General features: G+C 47.9%; 4 protein-coding genes. 2 read left to right on the forward strand and 2 right to left on the reverse strand.

Going from position 1 to position 3,259, the window contains the following annotated elements; all coding sequences use genetic code 11:
- Together folE2 and queD are read right to left on the reverse strand one after the other, a co-directional pair.
- Nucleotides 1-759 (reverse strand): GTP cyclohydrolase FolE2 (folE2, locus tag Q7V48_13565; GenBank protein MDO9211754.1); only part of this gene is annotated, 759 nt, incomplete at its 3' end.
- Nucleotides 756-1,133, reverse strand: coding sequence for a 6-carboxytetrahydropterin synthase QueD (gene queD, locus Q7V48_13570; GenBank protein MDO9211755.1), 378 nt, complete (start codon nt 1,131-1,133; stop codon nt 756-758). The genes folE2 and queD, both read right to left, overlap by 4 nt.
- Nucleotides 1,134-1,352: 219 nt before the next feature.
- On the opposite strand from queD, the gene Q7V48_13575 reads away from it, so the two are divergent.
- Together Q7V48_13575 and Q7V48_13580 are read left to right on the forward strand one after the other, a co-directional pair.
- Nucleotides 1,353-2,129: a sugar phosphate isomerase/epimerase family protein gene (locus Q7V48_13575; GenBank protein ID MDO9211756.1), complete on the forward strand. Its 777-nt coding sequence runs from the start codon at nt 1,353-1,355 to the stop codon at nt 2,127-2,129.
- A gap of 33 nt (nt 2,130-2,162) precedes the next feature.
- The coding region (locus Q7V48_13580) for a hypothetical protein (protein ID MDO9211757.1) at nt 2,163-3,259 on the forward strand (1,097 nt) is incomplete at its 3' end.

Raw genomic sequence — 3,259 nt, forward strand, 5'->3', positions numbered from 1 at the left:
TTCCACGCAAGCATAGGCGTTGTGGTTGTGAATGGATTCCAGGTTTTCAGATTCCACCCGGAACCAGGTGATATTGGAGTGGGCGTGAAGGCGTACAGCAATATTGCGGACGACATCCTCTACGAACATGGGATTCTCATATGCTTTCTCGGTGACGAACTTTTCGTCCGAGCGTTTGAGAAGGGAATAAACCGCTGCGCTGGCCGATTTTTCCACTATCCGGATCAAATCCTCGATCCAGAAAAATTTACGAAAAGTCACTTTCACGGTGACCAGGCTCCGTTGATTGTGAGCTCCTTTTTTGCTGATTTCCTTCGAACAGGGGCAAAGGGTGGTCACGGGGACTATTATTCCCACGACCAAAGAATGATGCCCATTGGTCAAAGAAGCCAGAAACTGGCAGGTATAACCCATCAGGCTCTTGGCCCCAGAGACGGGTGCTCTTTTCTCTACAAAGTAAGGGAATTCCACTTCCAGATAAGCAGATTGAGCATTTAACTTTTCTTTCATCTTACTCAAGATGGTGGAAATGGCCTTGATGTTTATGGTGCCGCGATATTCGTTTAAAATCTCGATGAAGCGGCTCATGTGGGTGCCTTTAAAATGATGGGGCAGGTTGACATACATATTAACCTTGCCCACCGTATGCTGCACTTTATTGCGTTTATCCAGGACCGTGATGGGATACTGGATATTCTTTACCCCAACCTTATTGATCCCCACCCGGCGGTGATCCCTGCGGTTCTGAATGTCAATCATTTTCCTGTCCTGCGATAAGTGGCCCGGGAAGTCTCCGATTCCCATACCGCAACCCAGCTTACCCAGTAACCCTGCTGGTCAATCTGGCGAGCAAGCTCTTCAAAAATGTATGACGCGAGATTCTCGGAGGATGGATTTTTCCCTTTGAAGAGGGGCAGTTCGTTCAAGTAACGGTGGTCCAAAGCCTGAAGTACAGCCTGGGTTTTGGTTTTTAGAATTCGAAAATCTATGACCATTCCCAGTTCATCCAGGGCTTCGGATTCTACGGCCACCTCGACGGTGAAATTATGCCCGTGCAAGGATTCACACTTTCCCCCGACTTCCCGCAGGCAATGAGCCGCGGCAAAATCGGTTTTGATTTTGATTTCGTACATTTTATAACCTGGCGGGAGGACCTAAAATCTGAAAGAGGATCCAGGTTTTAGGTAATCGTCCCCAAAAAATTTTCAATTGCTATAGTTCAAACCTATCCGATTATAGCCAACTTGTCAACTCCGGAGCCGTTGCCATCCCAAATTTTTTATTGACTATTTTGATCTTTTTCGGATAGGCTTCTTTACGCTGGATAACGGTATAGCTGTGGGAAGGAGTCCATGAAGATCGGGATGATGAACAATCCCCGTTTTGATCTTTGCGCCGAAATCGCCTGGGCAAAAAAGAACGGATTTGATTACCTCGACCTCACCTTGGAACCTCCCGCCGTTCAACCGGGGAAGATCAAGATTCCGGAAGTGAAAAGAGCATTACAAGATTTTAACCTCGGGATTGTAGGGCATACCGCCTATTACCTGCCCATCGCTTCTCCGTATGACACCCTACGCCGATCCGCCCTGGAAGAAATGCACCGGGCGCTTCAGGTTTTTGCAGAGATCGGAGCGCCCACCGTGACGGTCCACCCGGATAAATCCATTCCTTTTTCCTTAAGCCCAAAAGAAATTATGCAAAAAAACCTGCAATCTTTGGAAGAAATTTTGAGGTTGGCCGAACCCTTGGGTCTTCGGATTCTTATCGAAAATATGGATCGCACTTTTAATACCGTAGAGCAGATCCAAGAGGCCCTTGGCCGGATGTCCCAGCTTGGTTTTCATCTGGATGTAGGCCATGCCAATCTCAATGTCGAACGAAACCGGACCGGACAATTCCTCCAGGCTTTTCGGGAGAGGTTATTCCATGTCCATTTCTCGGATAATTTCGGCAAAAGCGAAGACCTGCATTTGCCCTTGGGCGCGGGCAACATCCCATGGCCCAAAATCATTGGACTTTTGAAAGATTCCGGTTACGACGGGACGATTACCCTCGAAATTTTTTCAGCGGATCGAAGATATCTTCTCTTCAGCCGGGATAAAGTAAGGGGACTCTGGGGAAGCTGAAGGGGTTAAGAAATAGGAGAAATCAAATTTGCCATGCCGACGATAGAAATGATGGAAGCGATTGACCCCGAAAAAGCGGGGAGAAAAGAAATTATGCCCCCCCTCTCACTTTTAATGGCGCATTCCATGGATCGGGAGCGAGTGGAGGAGATCAAAAACAACGAAGGCATTCCCGTGATCGTGGTGTTTCCCACTCGCGGCGACGAAGAGTTACTGACTCTGGAGCGGGAGATTCAAATCCTTCAGCCGCTGATGGGGCGAATCATTGATGAAATCTGGATTGCCTTTGGCGGGAGTGAACATGATGATGTACCCCTGATGGCTAAAAAATACGGGGTCCAAGTCTTTTACGCCAAATGGAACGGGATGAACGATGTCTCCAAAGAGGCTTCCGGAAAAGGATTATCGATGCGCGGCTTATTGTATCATCTTTGTACAGCCAAAGGACTGAATAACCCCAAGACCATCATCGAGTTTATTGATTCGGACATTCGGGAAGGATATTTTAACCCTCGGTGGGTTATCGACCCGGTGGGAGCCATCCTCTGGTTCCAAGAGATCGAAGTGGCGAAACTGGTCTATCACCGCCCCCACGGCGGGCGACTCAATGCTTTTATTACGCCGTTTATTTCGATCTTTGATCACCCCTCCATTAATCCCTTGAAAAAGCTCCTTTACTTTCTCTCCGGAGAAATTGCGGGCACCCTTAATTTTTGGCTTTCCGTTCCCTTTAAGCAGAACTTCGGAATTGAGATGAAGATTCTGACCTCCTTGGCTCTGAACAAGGTAAACCTTCTTGCTAACGGGAATGACCTAAGACATGTGATCCAGGTTTTTATGGGGGAAATGGACCACAAACACAGCGCACTCCGTAGTACAGGGAAAGTGAAAGGTCTGGATGCCATGGCCAAGGAAGTTTTTCAGGCTTTTCTTGAAGACTTAGCCGAAGAAGGATTGGTGCGATTGGACCAGGGGCTGATTTTTTCCGACCGTTTACAAATTTCCACTGTAACCCCGCATGCTGGAGGGGGAGAAGAAATAGGAACGCCCAGCAAACTGGATATTCCCTCGCACGAAAAAACATTTTCTCCCCTTAAAAACCTCCCCGAAATCAAAGCCCTCTGCCCGTG

It is taken from the genome of Deltaproteobacteria bacterium, assembly GCA_030654105.1.
Taxonomy (GTDB): Bacteria; Desulfobacterota; SM23-61; order SM23-61; family SM23-61; genus JAHJQK01.